Annotated in this window: 18 protein-coding genes; 8 read left to right on the forward strand and 10 right to left on the reverse strand. The window is 73.3% G+C overall.

Annotation, left to right across the window (positions count from 1 at the left end):
* The first annotated feature begins 16 nt into the window (after nt 1–16).
* The 5 genes from ACZ6Q9_RS21280 (at nt 17) to ACZ6Q9_RS21300 (ending at nt 4,529) form a co-directional block, all read left to right on the forward strand.
* Nucleotides 17–778 (forward strand): prenyltransferase/squalene oxidase repeat-containing protein, encoded by a 762-nt coding sequence (locus ACZ6Q9_RS21280; protein WP_393458612.1) that lies wholly within the window; start codon nt 17–19, stop codon nt 776–778.
* Nucleotides 779–865: 87 nt separating this feature from the next.
* Entirely contained in the window at nt 866–1,282 is a 417-nt protein-coding gene (locus ACZ6Q9_RS21285; RefSeq protein ID WP_357464228.1) for a GntR family transcriptional regulator, read from the forward strand.
* An 11-nt stretch (nt 1,283–1,293) separates the two neighbouring features.
* Nucleotides 1,294–2,184, forward strand: coding sequence for an ABC transporter ATP-binding protein (locus tag ACZ6Q9_RS21290; RefSeq protein WP_393458609.1), 891 nt, complete (start codon nt 1,294–1,296; stop codon nt 2,182–2,184).
* Nucleotides 2,181–3,170, forward strand: a complete 990-nt coding sequence (locus tag ACZ6Q9_RS21295) for an ABC transporter permease (RefSeq protein WP_393458606.1) — start codon at nt 2,181–2,183, stop codon at nt 3,168–3,170. Before ACZ6Q9_RS21290 ends, ACZ6Q9_RS21295 begins: the two co-directional genes overlap by 4 nt.
* Before the next feature lie 177 nt (nt 3,171–3,347).
* Nucleotides 3,348–4,529, forward strand: coding sequence for a peptidoglycan DD-metalloendopeptidase family protein (locus tag ACZ6Q9_RS21300; RefSeq protein WP_396829992.1), 1,182 nt, complete (start codon nt 3,348–3,350; stop codon nt 4,527–4,529).
* Nucleotides 4,530–4,637: 108 nt separating this feature from the next.
* Here ACZ6Q9_RS21300 and ACZ6Q9_RS21305 read toward each other — a convergent pair whose 3' ends face one another.
* The 6 genes from ACZ6Q9_RS21305 to ACZ6Q9_RS21330 form a co-directional block, all read right to left on the reverse strand.
* Nucleotides 4,638–7,025, reverse strand: a complete 2,388-nt coding sequence (locus ACZ6Q9_RS21305) for a WD40/YVTN/BNR-like repeat-containing protein (protein WP_396829993.1) — start codon at nt 7,023–7,025, stop codon at nt 4,638–4,640.
* Between the two features lie 135 nt (nt 7,026–7,160).
* A complete protein-coding gene (locus tag ACZ6Q9_RS21310) occupies nt 7,161–7,628 on the reverse strand; it encodes a hypothetical protein (protein ID WP_396829994.1) in 468 nt (155 codons plus the stop codon).
* A gap of 17 nt (nt 7,629–7,645) precedes the next feature.
* Nucleotides 7,646–8,527 carry a carbohydrate ABC transporter permease gene (locus tag ACZ6Q9_RS21315; protein WP_393458594.1) on the reverse strand — a complete coding sequence of 294 codons (882 nt, stop codon included), beginning with the start codon at nt 8,525–8,527 and terminating at the stop codon, nt 7,646–7,648.
* The gene (locus ACZ6Q9_RS21320; protein WP_396829995.1) at nt 8,524–9,534 is read right to left on the reverse strand and encodes an ABC transporter ATP-binding protein; all 1,011 of its coding nucleotides are present in this window, start codon (nt 9,532–9,534) and stop codon (nt 8,524–8,526) included. The genes ACZ6Q9_RS21315 and ACZ6Q9_RS21320 overlap by 4 nt, the downstream gene beginning before the upstream one ends.
* Nucleotides 9,531–10,835 (reverse strand): ABC transporter substrate-binding protein, encoded by a 1,305-nt coding sequence (locus ACZ6Q9_RS21325; protein ID WP_396829996.1) that lies wholly within the window; start codon nt 10,833–10,835, stop codon nt 9,531–9,533. Before ACZ6Q9_RS21325 ends, ACZ6Q9_RS21320 begins: the two co-directional genes overlap by 4 nt.
* A complete protein-coding gene (locus tag ACZ6Q9_RS21330) occupies nt 10,832–11,722 on the reverse strand; it encodes a carbohydrate ABC transporter permease (protein WP_396829997.1) in 891 nt (296 codons plus the stop codon). Before ACZ6Q9_RS21330 ends, ACZ6Q9_RS21325 begins: the two co-directional genes overlap by 4 nt.
* Nucleotides 11,723–11,963: 241 nt before the next feature.
* Here ACZ6Q9_RS21330 and ACZ6Q9_RS21335 point away from each other — a divergent pair, with 241 nt between their 5' ends.
* On the forward strand, nt 11,964–13,874 hold the full coding sequence (locus ACZ6Q9_RS21335) for a Xaa-Pro dipeptidyl-peptidase (protein WP_396829999.1): 1,911 nt from the start codon (nt 11,964–11,966) through the stop codon (nt 13,872–13,874).
* Nucleotides 13,875–14,019: 145 nt separating this feature from the next.
* On the opposite strand, the gene ACZ6Q9_RS21340 is transcribed toward ACZ6Q9_RS21335, so the two are convergent.
* The 4 genes from ACZ6Q9_RS21340 to shbA all read right to left on the reverse strand — a co-directional run bounded on the left by ACZ6Q9_RS21340 (nt 14,020) and on the right by shbA (nt 17,576).
* Nucleotides 14,020–15,249, reverse strand: coding sequence for a PucR family transcriptional regulator (locus ACZ6Q9_RS21340; RefSeq protein WP_396830001.1), 1,230 nt, complete (start codon nt 15,247–15,249; stop codon nt 14,020–14,022).
* A 201-nt stretch (nt 15,250–15,450) separates the two neighbouring features.
* Nucleotides 15,451–15,921, reverse strand: coding sequence for a hypothetical protein (locus ACZ6Q9_RS21345; RefSeq protein ID WP_393458576.1), 471 nt, complete (start codon nt 15,919–15,921; stop codon nt 15,451–15,453).
* Nucleotides 15,922–16,173: 252 nt separating this feature from the next.
* On the reverse strand, nt 16,174–17,001 hold the full coding sequence (locus ACZ6Q9_RS21350; protein ID WP_393458573.1) for an anti-sigma-D factor RsdA: 828 nt from the start codon (nt 16,999–17,001) through the stop codon (nt 16,174–16,176).
* Complete coding sequence (gene shbA / locus ACZ6Q9_RS21355) at nt 16,998–17,576, reverse strand: RNA polymerase sigma factor ShbA (RefSeq protein WP_393458570.1); 579 nt, start codon at nt 17,574–17,576, stop codon at nt 16,998–17,000. The genes ACZ6Q9_RS21350 and shbA overlap by 4 nt, the downstream gene beginning before the upstream one ends.
* Nucleotides 17,577–17,737: 161 nt before the next feature.
* Between shbA and ACZ6Q9_RS21360 the strand changes: the two genes are divergently transcribed.
* Both ACZ6Q9_RS21360 and ACZ6Q9_RS21365 read left to right on the forward strand, forming a co-directional pair.
* Nucleotides 17,738–18,745, forward strand: a complete 1,008-nt coding sequence (locus ACZ6Q9_RS21360) for an ABC transporter ATP-binding protein (RefSeq protein WP_393458567.1) — start codon at nt 17,738–17,740, stop codon at nt 18,743–18,745.
* Entirely contained in the window at nt 18,742–19,503 is a 762-nt protein-coding gene (locus tag ACZ6Q9_RS21365) for an MlaE family ABC transporter permease (RefSeq protein ID WP_393458564.1), read from the forward strand. Before ACZ6Q9_RS21360 ends, ACZ6Q9_RS21365 begins: the two co-directional genes overlap by 4 nt.

Genomic DNA, 19,503 nt, shown 5'->3' on the forward strand with positions numbered 1-19,503 from the left:
GGGTTAGGTTCGGCTCGTGATCGACAATGGCGCGGCGGTCGAGTGGGTGATCGCGCACGGTGACGAGTCCGACGGGCATCGGCTGGCGACGGTGCTGACCGGGGTGTGGCCGGCGCCGCTGGACGTGGCGGACGCGCTGTTCGCCGACCAGTCTCCCGAGGGCGGTTTCCCGGCGCCCTGGTCGGCCGGCCTCCCCTCCGTGGCGGCGACGTGCGAACGGCTCGCCCGGATCATCGAGTTGGACCTGCGGTACAGCTCACGGGTGGACCGTTGCGCCGACTGGCTCGCCGCGCTGGTCGCGCCGGACGGCACGGTGCGCTCCGCCGTGGACGCCGGGCACCTGCCGTCGCAGGACCCGCTCTACCTGCCCGCCTACGTCGGCTGGTGCCTGGCGGTCCTGGACCGGCCCGAGGCGGCCGGGCGGGCCGCCCGGGCGGTGCGCGAGGCCGTGGAAGCCTCAGGCAATTGGCCGTCGTGCCTCACCACCACCTGGCTCGCCGCCGCCCTGCTGTGGGCGGTGGGGCTGCGCGAGGAGGCGGACCAGGGACTGGACATCCTGGCGCGGCGGCTGCTCGACGCGCCGCCGGCCGACGTCGCCCGCGCCGGATGCGCACTGCGGACGGCGTTGCTGCCCCCGGACCATCCCGTGTTCCGCGCCGTGGTCCGGCGGCTCACCGCCACCCAGCGCCCGGACGGCTCGTGGCCGGTCGACGGTCCTCTCGCCGAGCAGGTGTCGGTCGCCATCACCGCGATAGGCGCCGTCGCCGGCCTGGTCTGACATCCTCCCCCGTTGGAAGGGGGCTTCCGTCGGCGCCAACTTGTTCTATAGTCCTACTGTCGTAAGACAATAGGGGAGGCGCGGCGGGTGATCGAGTTCGTGTTGGACGGCCGGTCGAAGGTGAACACCTACATGCAGCTCGTGCAGCAGGTGAAACAGGCCCTGCGGGTGGGGTTGCTGGTCCCCGGGGACCAGTTGCCCAAGGTCCGCGACGTCGCGCAGTCGCTGGCCATCAACCCCAACACGGTGCTGAAGGCGTACCGCGAGCTGGAGATCGAGGGCCTCGCGGAGGGGCGGCCGGGCGTCGGCACCTTCGTCAGGCGCACCCTCGCCGGAGCGTCCCTGCCCAACCAGGCCGAACTGCGGGCGGAGCTGGTGGCCTGGCTGCACCGCGCGCAGGCGGCCGAACTGACGCCCGAGGACATCACCGCCCTGGTGGAGACGACCATGCGGGCCACGCTCCCGGTCGAAGCCCCGCCGCAGAACGCCACGTCGGCAGGATGAGAGGACACGCCATGGAGGCCGTGCTGGAGACCGACCAGCTGGGCAAACGGTACGGGAGACACTGGGCGCTGCGGGACTGCTCGTTCCGTTTGCCGGCCGGGCGGATCGCCGCCCTGGTCGGGCCCAACGGGGCGGGCAAGAGCACGCTGCTGCACCTGGCGGTGGGCCTGCTGCGGCCCGACGCCGGGGCGGTGCGGCTGTTCGGCGAGCCCCCCTACGACAACCCGGCGGCGTTGGCCGACATCGGCTTCGTCGCCCAGGACACGCCGCTGTACCGGGACTTCACCGCGGCCGAGCTGATCACGGCGGGCGGCAGGCTGAACCGCCGCTGGGACGCGGCGATGGCGCGTTCCCGCCTGGCGGATCTCGGCATCCCGCCGAACAAGCCGGTCGGCAAGCTCTCCGGTGGGCAGCGGGCCCAGGTGGCGCTCGCCCTCGCCCTGGCGAAGCGGCCCCGGCTGCTGCTGCTCGACGAGCCGGTGGCCAGCCTCGACCCGCTCGCCCGGCGGGAGTTCCTGCAGACCCTGATGGGCAGCGTGGCCGACTCCGGCACCACCGTGCTGCTCTCCTCGCACCTGCTGGCGGACGTGGAACGGGTCTGCGACCACCTGATCGTGCTGAACGCCGCCCAGGTGCGGCTCGCTGGCGCGGTCGAGGACCTGGTCGCCGCGCACCGGCGCCTGATCGGCCCCCGGCACGGCGGCGAGCCGATCCCGGGCGTCGCCGACGTCGTGCGGGCGAGCCACACCGACCGGCAGTCGACCCTGCTGGTGCGCGCCGACGGGCCCGTCGCCGACCCGCGGTGGAGCGTGCGGGGCGTGTCCCTGGAGGACGTCATCCTGGCCTACCTCGCCGACGGCGACGCGCAGGCCAGCCACGAGGAATGGGGGGTGCCGGCATGATCTGGCTGACCTGGCGGCAACACCGCAGGGACGCGCTGTTCGCCCTGGGCGGGCTCGCGGTCCTCGGCGCGTTCATAATCATCAGTGGCCTGGCGATGCGCGACGCCTTCGACGACTACGGCCTGCCGAAGTGCGTCGCCGCGGGCGACCCGGGCCCGACGCCGGGGCTCGGCGAGACCTGCGACCGGGCCTTCAACCAGTTCCACGACCAGTTCGGCACGCTGAGCCTGGCGGGCATCCTCTTCCTCGTGCTGCCGCTGCTGGTCGGCCTGTTCTGGGGCGCCCCGCTGATCGCCCGCGAGGTCGAGCAGGGCACCCACCGGTTCGTCTGGACCCAGGGCGTCAGCCGGCAACGCTGGGCGCTGGTCAAGTTCGGGTTCGTGGGAGCCGCCGCGCTGCTCGTCTCCGTCGCCTACGGGCTGGGCATGTCCTGGTGGCTGACCCCGCTCAACCAGGGCTGGCGGCAGAGCCGGTTCGATGCGTTCTTCTTCGACATGCAGGGCGTGGTGCCGATCGGGTACACCCTCTTCGCGGTCGCGCTGGGCGTCTTCGCCGGCACCGTCTGGCCCCGGGCGCTGCCCGCCATGGCCGGCACGCTGGTCGGTTTCCTCGGCCTGCGCGTCGCCGTGGCCGCGCTGGCCAGGCCCCGCTACCTGCCCGCCCGCGAGCTGACCTACCCGGTGCAGGGCTCCACCGACAGGCTCGCCATCGGGGGACGCGACTGGATCCTCGCCAACGGCGTCCACGACGCCAACGGCAAACTCGTCGCACCCAACGCCCAGGTGATCTGCCCGCCCGGTGCCACAGGCCCCGACGGGCGGGACTGCGGCGCCGACCTGGGCCTCGGGCCGGGCGCCTACAACTGGTGGCTCTACCAGCCCGAGAGCCGGTTCTGGCTGTTCCAGGGCATCGAGACCGGCATCTTCGTCGCGCTCGCGGCGCTACTGCTCCTTCTGGCCGTCCGCCGTATCCGCCGCATCGCCTGACCACCCGCCGGCTGCCCTGCCCGGGCACTCGGGCGTCCGCCGGCCGCGCCTCGCCGACGCGGCCGGCGGGCCGAAACATACCTTCATTGCCAGCGTGTCAACATGTAGACAATGTTCTTGGTTCTGTCTATCGTCAGCACCACTTAGCGATGTCCTTCGATTTGAAAGAGGTCGTCAATGGTGCACATCAGACGATGGGCCGGCATTGCCACGGCCCTCCTGGCGACGGAACTCCTGGTCGCGGGCACCGCTGCGCACGCCGCCGCGCCCACGCCGGACCCGGCCCGGGCGAGCGTCGAGCAGGCCGTGACCGCCAAGCTGCTCGGGCAGGCCCGGGCCGCCGGCGAGGCACACGCCGAGGCAGCCGACACGCGGATCACCGTCACCCGCAAGAGCGGCAGCTGGGCCTTCGGCACTGCCGTCGCCGTCACCTCCCACGAGGAGGACATCCACCCGACCGGCGCGATCTTCATCGCTCACGCCGAGGCCGGCGGGTGGCAGGTGAGCTTCGACGGCGAGGCGGAGTTCGGCGAGTTGGCCGCCGAGTCGCCCCTGGTCGGCAAGCAGGAGAAGGAGGTCTTCACCCGCACCCCGGGCACGATGTACGCGGGCGGCGACTACCGGACCGGCATGGCCCTACCGTTCGCGGTCGGCCAGACCTGGACACTGACCAGCGGCCCGCACGGCTGGGGCGGCTACGAGACGCCGTACAGCTCGATCGACCTCGCGGGCGGCGACGAGGTGGTCCGCGCGGCCCGGGCCGGCACGGCGTACACGATGTGCCGGGGGTGGATCCGGGTGATCCACGACCGCGGCTACTCCACCGACTACTACCACCTGTGGAGCAGCATCTCGGTCAACGGCGCCGCCGTCGGCCAGGGCGCCTACCTGGGCTACACGGGCACCGACGTCACCTGCGGCGGGGCCGCCTACGGCCGGCACGTCCACTTCGGGCTGCGGCAGAACAGCGCCTACGTGCCCATCGCCGGCCACGGCCTCGGCAAGTGGGTGTTCGAAAACGGTGCCTCGGCCTACCAGGGCGGCGCGCGGCACGGCTCGACCTGGCGGGGCGCCGGTAGCGCGATCTACAACTACGGCGCGCTGGGCTTCAACCAGGCGGTCGTCGACGCCAACGGCGGAGGCTCGCTGACCAAGCGGTCCGGCCCCGGCACCGGCTACGCCGTGCTCGGCTCGGTGGGTGACGGCGCGACGGTCACCGTCTCCTGCTCCGCCAACGGCACCTCCCACACCGGGCGGTACGGCACCACGTCGCTGTGGAACCGGCTCAGCGACGGCACCTGGGTCTCCGACGCCTACCTGTGGACCGGCGTGAACGGCCCGATCAGCGGCTGGTGCTGACCGGCCCGGTCTGACGGCAGTAAACGGGGCCTCCGCCATGTCGGGCGGAGGCCCCGCGCGTGTGCGGGGGCGGGAGTGCGACGCACACCCGCCCCCGCGTTCAGCGGGTCACGCCGCGCGGCACGAGGCGAGCACGCCGACCACGCCGACGCCCGGTTCGCGCAGCGGCAGCCGGGTCGACGCCGCCGGGCACCGCGGCACGGTGAGGTCGTGGACACCCCGTCCGAACGTCGCGGCGGTGAGCTGCCGGGTCGGCTCGTGGTAGCGCAGGTACATCACGGCCGCCGCCGGCAGTTCCCCGCCGAGGGAGGCCCACTCGCCGCCGTTCCACGCCGACACGAACACCCCGACGTCGGTGCCGACCAGCAACAGGCCGTCGGCGGTCGGCACCACGGAGTTGACCGGCGCGTCGGGCAGCCCCCCGCCGATGTCCGTCCAGGTGCGGCCGCCGTCGCGGGTCATCATGACGTGCGCGCGGTCGCTGCCGGAGCGGAACGCGGAGAACGTGGCGTAGGCGATGTTGGCGTCCGTGGGGTGCGCCGCCACCCGGGTCACCCAGGTGCCGGGCAGTTGCGCGGGGTCGACCTGGGTCCAGGTGCCCCCGAGGTCGTCGGTCCACCACAGCCTGCCGTCGTCCGTGCCGACGTAGAGCTTGTCGCCGTCGGTGGGGGCCGCCGCGATCGTGGTGATCGTGCCCCACGGGTAGCCCGACGGGTCGTTCGGCCCGCCGCCGGTGAGGTCCGGGCTGATCGCCGTCCAGGTGCGGCCGTTGTCCGTCGACCGGTTGACGACGTTGCCCGCGTAGTACATGACGTCCGGGTCGCTCGGGTCGAACTGCAGCGGGGTGAGCCAGTTGCGCCGGTCCGAGGTCGTCTGGCCGGGGCCGATGGACTGGCGCGGCGCGGCGCCGGCGTTCTCCGAGCGGTAGCAGGAGCCGTACTGGCTGCAGCCGAAGACGATGTTCGGGTTCTCCGGATGGATGATCACCTGGAGGCCGTCGCCGCAGCCGATGGCGTTCCACGGGCCGCCCACGCCGTTGTAGCCACGGTTGCAGCCGTTGTCCTGGGCGCCGCCGACCTTCAGCGCCGGGTCGGTCTGCGCGACGTCCACCGTGTAGAACTGGGTGTACGGCTCGTACGTGGACTTGACCCAGCCGCTCACCCCGTTGGCGTCGGAGCGGTAGAAGCCGCCGTCGTTGCCGAGGTAGGCCCGGCCCGGCACCTTGGGATCCCAGCGCAGCACGTGCTGGTCGGCGTGCACGCCGCCGACGTTGCCGAAGCTCTGCCCGCCGTCGGTGGAGCGGCGCAGGTTGACCCCGGTGAGGAACACGTGGTCGGCGTCGGCCGGGTCGACGAACAGCTTGCCGAACCACCAGCTGAAGGTGGACTGGGACGCCTGGTTGGCGTTGACCGGGGTCTGCGTCCAGGTGTCGCCGCCGTCGTCGGAGCGGTAGAAGGCGCGGAACGGGCCGAGGGCGGTGCCGACGTACGCGTACAGCCGGTCCGGGTCGCTCGGGGCGAGGGCGAGACCCCAGCGGCCCTGGTCGGCGTCGGTCGGCAGCCCGGTGGTCATCCGCTCCCACGTCCGTCCGCCGTCGTCGGAGCGCCACAGGCTGGAGCCGGGCCCGCCGTAGGTGCGCTGGTGCGGCTCGCGCAGGTGGTCCCACATCGCCGCGTACACCCGGTTCGGGTTCCGCGGATCGATGAGGACCTCCGTCGCGCCGGTGGTGGCGTTCGGCGGGGCGAGGGCCTGCCGCCAGGTGTCGCCGCCGTCCTCGGAGAGGTAGACGCCCCGCTCGCCGCCCGGCACGAACAGGTTGCCGGCGGCCGCGGCGAAGATCCGGTCCTGGTTGCCCGGGTCGATGGCGAACCGGGCGATGGCGTGGCTGTTCGCCAGGCCGACGCGCTGCCACGTCCGGCCCCGGTCCCGCGACCGGTAGACGCCGTCGCCGCCGAAGGTGATCGAACCGCCGCCCGGCTGCGCCTCGCCCGTGCCGGCGAAGAGCACACCGTCGGTGGTCATCGCGACCGCGCCCATGCTCTGCGTCCCACCGTCGGGCCAGGCCGGCTCGAAGGTGGCACCCGCGTCGGCGGAGCGCCAGATGCCGCCGGAGGCGGCGGCGATGAAGATCTGGTCGGCGACCTGCGGATCGACGGCGATGTCGACCACCCGGCCGCCGATGTTGCTCGGGCCGAAGAAGCGCCACTGCTCCCCGGCGAGGTCGCGGTAGGCGCTGCGGGTGCGGGCGGCGAGCTGGTTCGCCTCGCCGCGGGCCTTCGCGTACTTGGCGGCGGACAGGTCTGTGCTGCCGTCGCTGAGCCGCTGGGCGGTCATCCACTCGGCGGGCAGCTCCATCGGCCCGGTGGGGCTGCTGGTGGCCAGCGACTCCTCGCCGCGGGCCGACGGTATCGAGGTCGTCAACGCGGCCGCCGTCAGCAGCGCCAGGGCTGCTGCCACCGGCAGGACGCGTCTACCTCGGACGAGGGTGGGACTCATGCGGATCTCCCGTCCGTGTGCGGGTGCGACCGAGATCCGGTCGTGCGTCGCACGGTAGACAGCACGGTGACCGGCGTCACCCGGCAACTGTTGGGATTCCGGTCGTCGGGTTAGGACACCTGTCGAGCGCCGTCGCTATCCGCGCTGGAACTCCGGCAGTCCCGCGTCCTCCGAGTCCGGCCCCACCACCGCGGTCAGCGTGGTGCCGTCGGCGCAGAGCGCGCCGGCCCGCAGGTACATCCGCCGCTGCTGCGCCCGGGTCAGCACCTCGGCCTCGAAGACCTCGTCCTCGACGCGCAGCAGCTCGACGTCGGTGCGGCCCTCGTAGTGGGCGCGTACGTCCAGCGGGGTCATCCGGACGGTGGCCTCGACCGTCGTCAGGGCGCCCTGCGCCACCACCGAGGTGACGCGCGCGCCGTCGGGCAGCACCAGGCCGGTGACCCGGGCGTCGACCTCCGGCTCGGTGTCCAGCGGCACCCGGTCGCAACTGGGCAGGTTCGCCAGCATCCCGGGGCCCCGCCCCGTCGCCTGCGGGGCGTCCGTCCCGCCGCAGGCGACGAGCAGCGGGATCGTGGCGGCGACCGCGAACACCCGGAGTCTCATCGCAGCAGGATGCCACCTCACCGCAGCACCCGCCAGCGGCGCACCATCAGCAGCAGGGCGGCGATGACGACCGCCGTGAGCGCCATCAGCGCCGTCGAGATGAGCGCGCCGTACGCGAAGCCGGAGAACTCGAAGGCCTGGTCGAAGATGTAGACGGGCAGGTAGAGCGTGGCGTTGGCGGGCCGGCCGTCGGTGAGCACGTACGCCGGGACGAAGTTCACCTGGAGGGTGAGGATCGTGTCCCGGACCGCCAGCAGCACCAGCACGGGAGCCAGCAGCGGCAGCGTGAGCCGGCGTAGCTGGCCGAGCGGGCCGCAGCCCTCCAGCGCCGCCGCCTCGTAGAGCCGGCCGTCGAGCATCCGGCGGGCGGCGAGGACGACGACGAAGCCCTCGCCGATCGGGAACGCCAGCATCAGGACCACCGCCACCCGTGCCGTGGTCGGGTCCGACAGCCAGGTGAAGCCGGGATGGCCGAACAGCCCGAGCACCTGGTTGAGCGGGCCGTAGAGCGGGTTGAGCACCCACAGGAACAGCACGGCCAGGGCGACGTCGGGGACGACCGTCGGCAGGTAGACCGCGACCCGGAACCACCGCCCGCCCGGCCGGGGCGCGGCGAGCAGCAGGCCGAGCCCCACGGCGGCGAGCAGCCGGACCGGCACGGCCAGCGCCACGTGCGTCAGGGACGCCTGCACGCTGTCGAGCAGGAAACCGTCGGCCAGCATCCGGCGTACGTTGGCCAGGCCCACGAACTGCGGGTCCCGGGTGAGCCCGGTGTGGTCGGTGAACGCGTACCCGACGTTGAGCAGCGCGGGCAGGGCGACCAGCAGCGCGACCGCCACGGCGTACGGGGCGAGGAACGCCCAGGCGGTGAGCTGCCGGCCGGCCCGGACCGCCTTCACCGGCGCCGCCCGGTGGCGGTGTCGAAGCGGTGGATCCGGTCCGGGTCGGGGCGTAGCCGCACCGGGTCGCCCGGCCGTACGCCCGGCCGCGGCCCGGTCCGCACGACGAGGCGGGTGCCGTCGGGGCACCGGGTCAGCAGGACGGCCTCGCTGCCGAGCGCCTCCACCGCCTCGACGGTCGCCTCGACCGGGCCCTCGGCGTCGAGCGCCAGGTCCTCCGGCCGTACGCCGAGGGTCACGCCGGGCTGGCCGCCCAGCGTGCCGCCGCCGGGCACCAGGTTCATCGGCGGGCTGCCGAGGAAGCCGGCCACGAAGGTGTCGGCGGGCTCGTCGTAGACCTGCTGCGGCGGCCCGACCTGCCGGATCCGGCCGCCGTCGAGGACGACCACCCGGTCGCCGAGGGTCATCGCCTCGGCCTGGTCGTGCGTGACGTGGACGGTCGTGGTGCCGAGGTCACGGTGCAGGGCGAGCAGGTCGGCCCGGGTGGCGAAGCGCAGCGGCGCGTCCAGGCTGGCCAGCGGCTCGTCGAGCAGGTAGACGCTGGGCTCGCGCAGCAGGGCGCGGGCCAGGGCGACACGCTGGCGCTGCCCGCCGGACATCTCGTCGGGGTGCCGAACGAGCAGGTCGGCGATCCCCAGCCGCTCGGCGGCGGCGTAGGCCCGCCGGTCGGCCTCGGCGCGGGGGACCCGGCGCACCCGCAGGCCGAACGTCAGGTTGCCCAGCGCGGTGAGGTGTGGGTAGAGGGCGTAGTCCTGGAAGACCATCGCCACGGCCCGCCGCTGCGGCGGCACCAGGGCGACGTCCCGGCCGTCGACCACGACCCGGCCGCGGTCCGGCCGGTCCAGTCCGGCGATCAGCCGCAGGACGGTGGACTTCCCGGAGCCCGACGGCCCGACCAGGGTGATCATCTCGCCGGCCCGCACGTCCAGGTCGATCCCGTCGACGGCGGTGGTCCGCCCGTACACCTTGGTCAGCGACTCCAGCCGGATCGCCCCGCGTCCGGTCACCCGCCCGCTCCCGTCGGCAGGGCGAACAACGGCCGGCTCTGCTCCTCCAGCCGGCGCAGCCCCTCCTCGCGCCCGACCCGGCCGTAGAATACCTCCTCCAGCAGCGTGCCGGCCTCCCGTTCCACCCGGGACCAGGTGGCGGTGCGTGGGGTGGCGCGCAGGTGCGGCGCGGCGTCGAGGTAGACCCGCGACGACTTCGGCGGCGCGGCCGGGTCGAGGAACGCCGGTGAGTTGGCGACGTCGAGCCGGGATGGCACGGTGCGGCCGGACTCGGCCAGGATCCGCTGGCCGGCCGGGCCCATCGCGAACTCGATGAACCGCCAGGCGTCGTCGTGGTCGGGCAGGCCGGCGCCCATGCAGTAGGCGTCGCTGTGCAGGATCGACGCGGGCACGCCGCCCGGCGCGACCGGCAGCGGCGCCACGTCCCAGGTGAAGCCGTCGATGGTGCGCAGCGTCGGCACGGCCACCCGGCTGTTGAGGTACATGCCCAGGGTGCCGCGCAGGAACCGGGCCTCGCTCGACTCGCTCTGCTCCTCGGCGTCCGGCGGCACGACGTGGTGCGTGAGTTGCAGGTCGAGGAACCAGTCGACGGCCCTGCGGGTGGCCGGGTCCCGGGTGAGGGTCAGGGTGGTGGGGCGGGCCGGGTCGTCGACGAGCTCGCCGCGGTTGGACCAGACGAACGGCGCGAGCCGGGGCACGGACGGCTCCACGCCCACCCCGTAGCGGCCGTCGCGGGTCAGCGCGCGGGCGGCGCCCAGGAAGTCGTCCCAGGTCCAGCCGGCCTTCGGCAGCGGCACGCCGGCGGCGGCGAACAGGTCGGCGTTGTAGTAGACGACCAGCGAGGAGAGGTTCTGCGGCAGGCAGGTCAGGGCCGTGCCGTCGAAGCGGAAGGCGTCCAGCGCCTGGGGGCTGAAGTCGCTCTCCTTGAGCACGGTGCTGCGCTCCAGGTAGGACTGCGCCGGCTCGATCGCTCCCTGCGCGGCGAACTGCCCGTAGCGGCGGTAGTTGAGCAGGAACACGTCCGGCGGCCTGCCCCCGGCGAACGAGGTGGTCAGCCGGGCCATCAGCTCGTCCTGGCCGGCGACGGGGGAGAGGTTGACGTCGACGTCGCGGTGGGCCTCCTCGAACGCGGCCACCATGCGGCGGTAGCCGGCGACCTCCTCGGCGTCGCCGAACAGCACGACGGTGATGCCCGACGCGTCGTCGGCGCGGTCCCCGCCGCCGCCGCAGCCGGCGGCGTAGCCGGCCAGCAGGGCGGCCATGACCAGGCCGATCCACCGTCGTGCCCGGGTGTTCGTCACCTGCGTCCTCCAGATCTCAGCGCGGCCAGGGGGTCGTCGTGCAGCAGGATCCGCTGGGCCAGCAGGAACACCAGCACGCACGGGACGGTCGCGACCACGCAGCCGGCCATCAGCAGTGGCCAGTCCGTGGGGTTCAACAGCCGCAGGAACTGCAGGCCGAGCGGATAGGTGTACCGGTCGCCGCTGTGCAGGTACAACAGCGGGTCGATGAAGTTGGACCAGTGGAACGTGAAGGCCAGCACGGCCACCGCGAGGGTCGCCGGGCGCACCTGGGGGATCGCGACGCGCCGCCAGACCGTCAGCCACCCGGCGCCCTCCAGGCGGGCCGCCTGGAGCTGGGTCTCCGGCACCCCGCCGAAGCTCCAGGCGTAGAGCAGCACCAGGAACGGGCTGCCGGCGAGCACCGCCGGGGCCAGCAGCGGGACGTACGTGTCGACCACGCCGGCCAGGCGGAATAGCTCGAAGCGGGTCGCCCAGACGGCGGTGGCCGGGACGAGCAGCACCGCCAGCAGGCCGAGGACCACCCGCCGACGGGCCGTCGGCGCGAGCAGCCGCAGCCCGAAACCGGTCAGCGACGCCACGGCGACGGTCAACGGCACGGCGAGCGCCACGACCAGCGCCGAGTTCGCCAGGTAGCGGAACAGCGGGATCAGCTCGGGCAGCCGGGCGTAGGCGGCCACCGTCGGCTCGGGCGGGAGGAGTTCGAGGGTACGCGGCGGGGGCAGGCCGGCGGGGCGCAGCGAGCCGACCACCATGAACCACAGCGGGGCGGCGAACAGCGCCGCGAACAGGGCCGGTACCACGAAACGCCCGATGATCCGCGGGATCGTGGCGCGACCCGACAACCGCACGTCGCCGAACCTATGGCCGGCGCGCCGTCCGGTCATCGGGCACCTGTTGGAATCGCGTGCCGCCGCCTCCTACGCCTGTCGTACGCCGACGGCGGCCGGCGGGGGCCGGGGTGCCTGCGACAGACGTAGGAGCCGGGGGCGCGCACCTGCCACACGTGTCCGATGACCGGCCGCGTTCCCATTCGTACGCTTCGATCAAGCTGATGGCCCGGCGACCTCCTGGTCCTCCCGCCGGAGCGCGGCGGGCCGACGGCGGTGCCGGAACGGGAGGAGCGCGATGCGAACCACGAGAACCTGGTGGCGGGCGGCGGTGGTGGTCGTGGCGACCGTGGCCGTCGGCCTGCCGGCGGCCACCGCGACGGCACGGCCCGCCGCGGAGAGCCTCGGGCCGGTCGTCGAGGCCGGGGTCACCCAGCCGGTGTTCGGCTACGGCGACGCGATCCGCGAGCGGGTCTTCGTCACCTCCGACGTCGACACCGACGCCGACGGCGCGCGCGACGTCGTCGCGATGGACATCATCCGGCCCCGGGCCGGCGACGGGCTGCGCGTGCCGGTGGTGATGGACGCCAGCCCCTACTACTCGACGGTGTGCCGGGGCAACGAGGGGGAGTGCAAGGCCGACCTCGACGGCGACGGCCTCAACGACCGCTGGCCGCTGTACTACGACAACTACTTCGTCCCGCGCGGGTACGCGGTGGTGCTGCTGGACATGATCGGCACCAACAACTCGACGGGCTGCCCGGTCACCGGCGGCCGCGCCGACAACGTCAGCGCGCCGACGGCGATCGACTGGCTCAACGGCCGCCGCCCCGGCCGGGACGCCGCCGGCCGCGCCGTCGTCGCCGACTGGCACAACGGCCGGACCGGCATGATCGGCAAGTCGTACGACGGCACGCTGGCCAACGCGGCCGCGGCCAGCGGGGTGGACGGGCTGGCCACCATTGTGCCGATCTCGGCCATCTCCAGCTGGTACGACTACTCGCGCAGCAACGGCCTGGTCACCCGGGCCAACAACTACTCGGGCAGCCTCGCCAACACCGTCACCGACCCCGACCGCAGGGCGCACTGCGCGCCGGTGCGGGACCGGCTCGGGGACGGCGTCGACGACGTCACGGGCGACTACAACGACTTCTGGGCCGAGCGGGACTACGTCCCGCACGCCGGCCAGGTGCGTGCCAGCGTCTTCGTCGTGCACGGCCTCAACGACAACAACGTCCGGCCGGACCACTTCAGCACCTGGTGGAACGCCCTGGCGGCGCACGACGTCCCCCGCAAGCTGTGGCTGACCGGCACCGGCCACGTCGACCCGTTCGACTTCCGCCGCGCCAGGTGGGTGGACACGCTGCACCGGTGGTTCGACTACTGGCTGTACGGCATCGACAACGGCATCATGGCCGAGCCCGCGGTCGACGTCGAGCGCGCACCGGACGTCTGGGAGTCCCACGCCACCTGGCCGCTGCCGGGCGCCCAGGCGACCCAGGTGTTCCTGCGGCCCGGTGTCGACGGCGCGGCCGGGGGCCTGTCGGTGGGTCCGCACCCCGGCAACGCCTCGGCGACGTTCCAGGACACGCCCTCGATGAGCCAGACGAACGCCATCCGGCACCCGTCGGATCCGCTGGCGAACACGGAGAACCGGCTGGTGTTCCTGTCCGCGCCGCTGCGGGCGCCGCTGCACGTCTCCGGCTCGCCCGTGGTGAAGATCAACGCGTCGGTCGACGGCACGGACACCAGCTTCGCCGGCCTGCTCGTCGACTACGGGACGCGGCCGAGGTTCAGCACCTCCGGCGACGGCATCCGTACCCTGGCCGGGGAGGACTGCTGGGGCGGCGAGGCCACCTGGGGCGGGCACGCCGAGGAGGCCTGTTACCGGCAGACGGAGAAGACCGTGGCCAGCAACCCGCAGGAACTGGTAACCAAGGGCGTCCTCGACGGCCTCAACCTGACCTCACTGACCGCGTCGACACCGCTGGTGCCCGGCGTCAAGACGGCGGTCGACGTGCGGCTGCTCCCCGAGGACTACGTCTTCGACGCCGGTCACCAGATCGGCGTGGTCCTGCTCGGCTCGTACTCGGGCTACAGCAGCCGGGCGAAGCAGAACCGGGCCGACATCACCGTGCACTTCGACCGCAGCCGGATCGAGCTGCCCGTCGTCGGCGGCCGGCCGGCGGCGGTGCGGGCCGGCCTGTAGGAGGCCCGGGGACGGGACGCGCGGTGCGCCGGGCGTCCCGTTCCGCCCGTCGCCACCGGGCCCCGCGTCCCGGCGGGCCGCTCGGCCGCCGCCCTCCGCCCGGCCTTGGCGCGGCCTCGGCCTTCCGGCCGGTCTCAGCGGGGCCTCAGCCCTCCGGCCGGTAGTGGCCGGTGAGTCGGCCCAGCTTCAACGCCAGGTGCAGGCAGAGTCGCTCGTTGCCGTCCTTCAGGTCGGTCTCGGCGAGTTCCTCGATCCGCTGCAGCCGGTAGTACAGGGTGGTGCGGTGCAGCCGCAGCTGCTCGGCGGTGGCGTGGGCGTTGCCGGCCAGGTCCAGATAGCGTTCCAGGGTGTCCAACAGCACCGGGTTCGCCTGCTCGCGGAGCAGCCGCTCCAGCCCCGGGTGCACGTCGGCGATGTCGAGGTGCCGGTCGTCCAGCCGCGACAGCACCCGGTAGATGCCCAGGGCGGACCAGGAGACCACGCGGCCCAGGGCGGGCAGCCGGACGCCCACCCGGGCGGACTGCAGCGCCTCCGCGTACGACCCGACGGCGTCGGCCAGGCCCGAGCGTGCCTGCCCGACGCCGACGACGGTGCGCTCGATCGAGGCGAGCCCACGGATCGCCTGCTGGAGGTTGTCGTCCAGGAGTTTGGCGGCGACCTCGGGGGAGGGGCGGCCGGCCCCCCGGTCGCCGCAGAGCAGCAGCACGCCGTGGTCGTCGCGCACCACATGCAGCGCCTCCCGGGTGCCGATCCAGCGCCGGGTGCTGACCAGCGCCTGCTCCAGCGCGAAGCGGGCCGTCTCGTCGGGCGCCTGGCCGCCGGGCGTGACGAGCTGCGCGACGAGGGCGGTCGCCGGCCCGTCCCCGACGATGAGTCCGGCCTCCCGCAGCGCCCGCACCGACCGGTCACGGGTCGTCTCGTTGTCGGACAGCAGCGTGCGCGCCGCCTCCGTCTCGCGTCGGGAGGCCAGCTCGCCGAGCAGGTTCTCCCGGTAGAGCGCCAGCGACAGCTCGCTCACCAGCCCGGTGGCCTCGATGTCCGCGCCGGTCATGGTGCCGTCCGGGTCGATGAACCACACGAAGCCCAGGAGCAGGTCGTGGTGCCGGACGGGCACGCAGACCCGGGGCAGGAGGTCGAGTTCCTTCGACGGCGGCGTGCGCACCGGCTCCCGGGCCTCCAGGATGCCGACATCGCGGAACCAGGCCATCACCTCGGGCGTGGTCTGCCGGCGCAGGATCGACGCCTTGCGGACGTCGTCCATCAACCCGGTGTGTTCGCTGTAGACGACCAGGCGCTGACGCCGGTCCTCGATCAACGCCGGACGCCCGACGTGGGCGGCGAGAGCGTCGACGATGCGCTGCAGCTCACCCTGCATGTGCTCCTCCGGTCGCCCGGCCCGCGCCACCGGTGCCCCGCACGGGCGTGCGCCCTGTCCGTGGTGTCTCCGTGCCGCCTCGAATCGTTTCCTCCTCGACCGGACTCGATCATGATCTGACCAGCTCGTCAATGGATGAGCGCGGTCGGTGGTCCTTCTCGTTACAACGGCCGCTGTGCGGCGTCCCGGCGGCGGTGTCGATCACCTTGTGCAGGTGCTGCCCCCGGTCCGCGGACCGGGCGAGGAGCGCCGCCGCGTCGGCCTGGCCGCCGAGCAGGACCGTCCGTCGGGGCCGTGCGGCCGGCGCGGCCGATCGGGCGCGGGATCGGGGTGCCCGGAGCGGGGATGCCCGCGGACGAAGGCCAGTGCGTCGGTCACCGAGGCGGTGGCAGCCGCCACCCCATGCCCCACCAGCGCGTGCAGCGGCGTGAACGGCGGACGCGGCCGGCCGGGCGGCGCGTCGGCGACGAAGACCGCCCACAGTCGATCGCCGGTGCGGCTCCACGCTGACACCTGGACCACCTCCCGGTGCACGTCCCCCACCCGGAACGGACCCTCGGACGACACGCTGCAGTCCCAGTCGGCCTCGTCGATCGCGCCGACCACCGCCCGGAACAGGCCGGGCAGCCGGGCGGCGGGGTCAGGGTGCGGGTCAGGCAACAACAGGATCACCCCATCCTCGGTAGTGCGCAGTGATCGAGGGCCGCCATCGAACGAGGGCGCTCCCATGTTGTTGTCGGCACGGCGCCGCGATTCGTAACAGCCTTCGGGTATGACGAATCACACAGAAACCGGTCCCTGCCCTTGCTGGCTCGGGAGATCGACGGCGGCAGCGCACGCTGACCGGAGCCCGCCATCCCCGGCCGCTGCCTGAGCCCGGCAGCCGGCGTGGGCGAGCGGCCATGCCGCCGCTCGGGCCGGCGCCTAGCCCAGGATTCGGCCGGTGGGGAGGGGCAGCTCGGGCAGGGGTGGCAGGCGCGTGGGCGGACCCGGGTCCGGCCGCAGTGTGGGCAGCCCCGGCAGGGGGACGACGAGGCCGGGGGCGGGGGATCCGTCAGGGGTGGGTTTCTCGGGCTGCGACGGGGCGGGCCGGGTGGGTGTCGTCGGCCCACCGTCACCTGTGGGCGCCGGGGGCGAGGCGGCCGTCGACGGCGCGGCGGGCGTCGCCACCGGTTCGGGCAGTGCGTGTTGCAGGGAGTCGAGTTCCGCACTCAGACGGCGGACGGCGGTCGGGTCGTCGATCGCGGCGAGCTCCGTCCGCGCCTCCTCGATCAAGGCCCGGGCCTCGTCCACCCGTCCTGCGGTGGCGGCGGTACGGGCGCGCTGGATGGTGCGTTCGACCAGGCGCACGTCCGCCTGTTCCGGATAGAGCAGCTTGGTCAGGGACCACAGGGGGCTGGTCGGTCCGGCGTGCCTGCTCCCCACTCCGAGTCCGGTGGAGATGACGACGACCGCGATGACGGCGGCGGCGAGGCGCAGCACGCCCTGGCCCAACATGGCCGGCCGGGCCCTCCTCGTCGGCGCGGCGTCGACGGCGGGCCGGAGGGCGTGGTTGTCTTCGGCGGCGGGCCGGGGGCGGTCGTCATCGTCGTCGACGGCGTAGACCTCGGTGCGCCAGGCAGCCAGCATTGCGGCGAGGTCGTCGCCGGCCGGCCCCGGCTCGCCCCGGCCGAGGGCGTCGAGCAGTTGGTCGTCCCGGGCGATCGTCGCCAGGTCCAGCTCCTCGCGGCCGTCGCCGCTGTGCTCGCTCATGCCGCCACCTCGTCGAGTGTGTCGCCTGCCAGGGTACGGAGGCGGGCCAGGGCCCGGGACTGGCTCACCCTGACGGCGGCGGCGGACATGCCGACGATGGTGCCGACCTCCTCGGCGGAGAGACCGACCGCCACCCGGAGGAGGACGATCTCCCGCTGCGCGTCGGGCAGGCGGTCGAGCAGCACTGACAGTCGGCGGGCGAGGTCGGTCGCCACGGCCTGCTGCTCCGGCCCGGGCTCGGCGTCCGGACGGTCGAGAGGCGTGTCGGTGACGGTGACGGAGGCTGCCCGTACGGCCGCGCGCTGCGCGTCGGTCACCTTGTGCCCCGCGATGGCGTAGACGAACGCCGCGAAGGGCGTGCCCTGCTCCCGGTAGCGGGGCAGCGCCCGCAGCACCGCGAGGCAGATCTCCTGGGCGACGTCGTCGGCGGTCACGTACGCGCCGCCGATCCGGCCCAGCCGCGCGCGGCAGTATCGCACCAGCCCCGGACGGACGTCGCTGAGCAGCGTCGCGACGGCTGCCCGGTCGCCCTGGGCAGCCCGGCGGACGAGCTCGGGCTCGATCGTTGTGGTCATCGCGTCGCGGAACACCTTCGTTACCTGCGGATTACGGCACGCTATCGAGCCCGACGCTGTTTGCCTAGCGCACGTTCCGTGCCCGGGGCCCGTCGGAAAGTAGTTGTTACGGTCGGGTCGGTCGCGGCGATGTCCCCAGTAGGCAGTCAGGGGAGGCAACCGTGGGCGTCGAGGTGACGGTGCAGGGGCTGACGAAGTCCTTCGGCAGCCAGCCGGTCTGGTCCGACATCAGCCTGACGCTGCCCGCCGGAGAGATCTCGGTGCTGCTCGGCCCGTCCGGCACCGGCAAGTCGGTCTTCCTCAAGACCCTGGTGGGGCTGCTGCGACCGGACCGCGGGGACGTCTGGATCGAGGGCAACAACCTTCCCCGGCTCTCCGAGCGGGATCTGTACGAGGTGCGCAAGCTGTTCGGGGTGCTGTTCCAGGACGGCGCACTGTTCGGCTCGATGACCATCTACGACAACGTCGCGTTTCCGCTGCGCGAGCACACCCGCAAGTCCGAGTCCGAGATCCGTGCGGTGGTCGACGAGAAGCTCGACATGGTCGGTCTGGTCGGCGCGGAGAAGAAGCTGCCCGGCGAGATATCGGGCGGGATGCGCAAACGGGCCGGGCTGGCCCGGGCGCTCGTCCTCGACCCGCAGATCGTCCTGTTCGACGAGCCGGACTCCGGGCTCGACCCGGTCCGCACCGCCTATCTGAACCAGCTCATCGTCGACCTCAACCAGCGGACCGAGGCGACGTTCCTGATCGTCACGCACGACATCAACACCGCGCGTACCGTGCCGGACAACATCGGCCTGATCTACCACGGGCACCTGGCCATGTTCGGGCCCCGGGAGATGCTGCTGTCCAGCACCGAACCGGTGGTGCGGCAGTTCCTCAACGCCCAACGGATCGGCCCGATCGGCATGGCCGAGGAGAAGGACGCCGAGGAACTCCAGGCCGAGGCCCGCTCCGGTGCGGAGCTGCCGCCGCTGCCACCGATTCCCGCCCAGCTGCAACCCTCCGACGGCCGGCCGCGCCGCGCGGAACGGCCACCCGGGCAATGGTGCCGGGAGCACGGCGTCGCCCCGCCGCCCGGGTCCTTCGAGGACCGGTCTGTCGCCGATCCCTCGCCGGCCGGGCGGTTCGCGCGCTGGCGCGAGCAGGACCGGCAGGCGCCGCGATGAGGACCGTCATGCGCGAGTCCGGGCACTTCTTCGCGTTCTGCCTGGACACCCTGCGCGGCATCGGACGGCGGCCCGTGCAGGTCCGGGAGTTCGTCCAGCAGGCGTGGTTCATCAGTTCCGTGTCGATCCTGCCGGCGGCGCTCGTCTCGATCCCGTTCGGCGCGGTCATCGCCCTGCAGCTCGGCTCGCTCGTCCGTCAGCTCGGCGCGCAGTCGTTCACCGGGGCCGCGTCGGTGCTCGCCGTCGTCCGCGAGGCCGGGCCGATCGTGACCGCGCTGATCATCGCCGGCGCCGGCGGCTCAGCGATCTGCGCCGACCTTGGCTCCCGCAAGATCCGCGAGGAGCTGGACGCGATGCGGGTGCTCGGCATCGATCCGATCCAGCGGCTGGTGGTGCCCCGGGTGCTCGCCTCGATGCTGGTCGCCGTCCTGCTCAACGGGCTGGTCAGCGTCGTCGGCGTGAGCGGCGGCTACCTGTTCAACGTGGTCATGCAGGGCGGCACCCCCGGCGCCTACCTGGCCAGCTTCCAGGCCCTGGGTCAACTGCCCGACCTGCTGGTGGGGGAGGTGAAGGCGCTGCTGTTCGGCGCCGCCGCCGCGCTGGTCGCCGCGTACAAGGGGATGACCGCCAAGGGCGGCCCGAAGGGGGTCGGCGACGCCGTCAACCAGAGCGTCGTCCTCACGTTCATGCTGCTGTTCGCGCTGAACTTCGTCGTCACGGCCGTCTACTTCCAGGTCGTACCGCAGAAGGGGACGTGA

It is taken from the genome of Micromonospora sp. NPDC049139, from assembly GCF_055586845.1.